The 3,360-nt window shown below is 43.5% G+C and carries 3 protein-coding genes and 2 pseudogenes; all 5 read right to left on the bottom strand.

Annotation, left to right across the window (positions count from 1 at the left end):
- Positions 1–215 (bottom strand): annotated as a pseudogene (locus A0J48_RS26140) (RNA-guided endonuclease TnpB family protein); the annotation flags it as partial.
- A gap of 229 nt (positions 216–444) precedes the next feature.
- Positions 445–2,493 (bottom strand): ribonuclease catalytic domain-containing protein, encoded by a 2,049-nt coding sequence (locus tag A0J48_RS26135; protein WP_200327488.1) that lies wholly within the window; start codon positions 2,491–2,493, stop codon positions 445–447.
- Positions 2,494–2,739: 246 nt separating this feature from the next.
- Positions 2,740–2,955: a 30S ribosomal protein S18 gene (gene rpsR, locus A0J48_RS26130; RefSeq protein WP_013193233.1), complete on the bottom strand. Its 216-nt coding sequence runs from the start codon at positions 2,953–2,955 to the stop codon at positions 2,740–2,742.
- Positions 2,956–2,957: 2 nt separating this feature from the next.
- Entirely contained in the window at positions 2,958–3,152 is a 195-nt protein-coding gene (rpmG, locus tag A0J48_RS26125; RefSeq protein ID WP_010998585.1) for a 50S ribosomal protein L33, read from the bottom strand.
- A 58-nt stretch (positions 3,153–3,210) separates the two neighbouring features.
- Positions 3,211–3,297 (bottom strand): annotated as a pseudogene (locus tag A0J48_RS27830) (RDD family protein); the annotation flags it as partial.
- Positions 3,298–3,360: the final 63 nt, after the last annotated feature.

Raw genomic sequence — 3,360 nt, 5'->3', positions numbered from 1 at the left:
CTTAAAAACCGAGGATTAGGTTCATGATGTCCATTAGAATCCGAGTAAAAATACTCTAAACCGACATCTAAACCGATTTCACCATCAGCTATTCTAGGTTCTTGTTTAGTTTCTGTATCTACACAGAATTGAACATAGAAACCATCAGCACGTTTAATAATCCTAACTCGTTTAATTAACTTGATTGGATATGTATGAATATCCCATTTACCCAATAGTTTAAGTTCACCAACTATTAAAAAGCTGTTAGCGTAGCCATTTGCTGACCGCTGTGCCTCTTATCTCCTATGCCTATGGCTCCTGCGTCGCCACGCAAGCTATCGGCACGGCTTCGCCGAACGGAGACGCTACGCGAACAAATGTATTAATCTGTTATCTTTACTTAAATAATCAAGACAGGCAATGGGGTTAAATTCAGACCCACATTGTTACACCCTTGTTGCCTCAGAGAGCTTCTTGATAAATTATTTCTTGAAACTGGATCACATCTTTTTGCGGATCAGCGAGGCTGACTTTAACTAATAATTGTTCACCTAAATTCACCATCCGTTTGAAGACCATTGGCAACTGTAAACCTAAATCTTCTAATAAAATCAAAGCTAAATTGCTATCTTCTCGCAACCACATTAAGACTGTGATTTGCCATACTTCTTCAGGATAACGGCGTAAATATTCCAGGGCATAATATCTATTAGTTTGCCGTTCCACCATTGTCACTTCTTGGGTGGTGGTGGTGACAGTCATCATTACTTCTTTGAGTTGTTCGGCTGAGAAGGGCAAATCTTCACCCCGTAGGTGTGCTTTGAGTTGAAAATGGGTCAATAAGTCGCTGTAACGACGAATGGGGGAAGTTGCTTGGGTGTAGGTATCTAGTCCCAAACCCGCATGACGCACAGGTGTAATACTCATTTCACTTTTGGGCATACACCGACGCATGGCACAGGCACGGACAAAGCCGGCAGGAAGTTGTAACAATTCTTCTTCCGGTGGTAGTTCTGGTTGGGGTTGACCACGGAAGGGGAGAGGAATGTTATGGGTTTGACCGTAACGTGCGGCTACTTCTCCAGCCAGAATCATCATTTCTGCGACTAGTTGCCGGGAGGGAGAATCATCTAAAATATCAATGCTGACATCATCGCCTTTGACTTTAATCATCGCCTCTGGCATATTGATGCTGATGGCTCCTTGGTTATATCGCCAAGTTTTACGCTTGTTTGCCCAAGTGGCGATCGCAGCTATTTCTGGTTCTGCTTCTACCCCTAATTCCAGCATCTCATCTACATCTTCATAGGTGAGACGATAGGTAGGTTTCATCAGGCTGGGATGAATGCAGTAATCTTCTACAGCCCCATTTCCATCTAAAATTATACCAAAGCTGAGGGCGCAACAAATTTTCCCCTGTACCAGACTCATCGGCCCTGTTGCTAGTACCTCTGGGAACATAGGAATCATGCCCGTCGGTAAATATACTGTACTTCCCCGCTTTCTAGCTTCTAAATCTAATTCATCTTCTGGTATTAACCACCGGGTAGGGTCGGCAATATGTACCCATAGCCGTTCTCGTCCATCAGATAGTATTTCCCAACTCAACCCATCATCTATTTCTGTGGTACTTTCATCATCAATGGTATATACCTTGAGATGAGTTAAATCTAGACGATTTGTATCTAAATCTGCTGGTGGAGAATCCAAATTTTGTTGCGCCACTTCTAACACCTTATTAGGGAACTGAACAGGAATGGAAGAACGACGCAGGAACAGGTTCTCGTGGGGACTCCACCAACCCAAGTCGATCAACAGTTGAAAAGCTGCCGGGGGGGTAGCAGCACGTCCCAGCATATTCATAGTTTCTAATACTGGGGCAGAGGGTGGATAGGCACGGGCTAAAGAGTCGGAATTTACACCCATCCGCACGATGTCCGCCAGCAAGGACGCATATTTTTCTAATGCTTCCAAACGTTGGCGGTCATGCTTTTGCCATTCTACGGTTTCGCCCTTGAGTGCCTGTTCTACACGCGCTAAAAATTCCTGCTGTCCCTTAGCCTTTTGGGCTTCTACCTCTATCTGATGTTTCCGTTCTGCTACTTGGGTGGCGCTACGAGGTTCATAGGCTTCACCTTTTTGCTTGAAATAGAGTTTGTCTTCTGATAACAAGCAATGAGCAGCATAACAGTGCTGTGGTGCTGATTCTGAAAACAGCAAATTCGCCATTTGACTGGGAGTGACTGTTTCCCCATCTTCTACCAATAATTCCCAAGCCACTTCCAAGCTAGATGGATCTAGATAAGGTTTGACTTGTTCTAAAAATTGGGCAATTTCTGCGGGCTTGTAAGTTTGCCCATTCACTGTATAGGTTAGTTGTCGAGGCGCGAGGCTGTGGGATTGACCTCGTTCATCTACTACAAACCAACGGGTCTTTCCGTCTGGACGATCTACCACTCCCAGACGGCGATCGCCTTGAACCCTAAATTCAACTAGCGTCCCCTTCTCCACAACTCTCGCACTTTTTTAGTAATTTTTAGATTTTAGATTTTAGATTTTGGATTAAAATGATTGGCTTTTAATCCCAAACCCAAACCTAGTGATTTTAATGATTTGATATTGGGAATGCTGTTTTACATTCCTGTACCTCTGTCAAATTTTAGATTTTGGATTGAAAGTAAACGTCTAATTATAATGCCAACGCTACTTTTTTTCGGATTCTTATCTAAAATCCCAAATCCAAAATCCAAAATTTTTTTAGCCTTCTGCGTTAATGAATGGCAACAATGCCACAATTCGGGCGCGTTTAATTGCTAATGTTAATTCGCGCTGTTGCTGCGATGTCAACCCGGTAATCCGCCGGGGTAATATCTTACCACGTTCTGTGATAAATTTACGCAATAAATCCACATCTTTATAATCTATTGGTTCTCCTGGCTTAATTGGCGACAGGCGACGACGGTAATAGCTCATCTTTACTTGATTTCCTTGTGAACAGTGTGTTTGTTACAGTGGGTACAGAACTTTTTCAATTCTAAGCGGTTGGTGGTATTCCGACGGTTCTTGGTGCTGGTATAGCGAGAAACGCCTGGAGAACGCTTGTCTGGGTTTGTTCGACACTCGGTGCATTCTAGTGTCACTATTATGCGGGCACCTTTACTCTTAGCCATAATCTTACAAACAGTAAAGCCGGGAGAGATTTAACACAAATGACTATCTTCTCACATTTCACTGCACTTTTTCAACTAATCGCTTAATTTTTAGATCCAGTGAATAGCCACGTCGAGAGGCAACAATGATAGTTTTAGCATAGCGTTGACCAAAAATAACGGGATACAAGCCCCGGTAGGCAGGGGAGGCAGGGGAGGTAGGGGAGGC

This window comes from Sphaerospermopsis aphanizomenoides BCCUSP55, from assembly GCF_001586785.1.
Taxonomy (GTDB): domain Bacteria; phylum Cyanobacteriota; class Cyanobacteriia; order Cyanobacteriales; family Nostocaceae; genus Sphaerospermopsis_A; species Sphaerospermopsis_A aphanizomenoides_A.
Note: the sequence above shows the minus strand (reverse complement) of the source record. Positions and strands in the feature narration are given on the sequence as shown.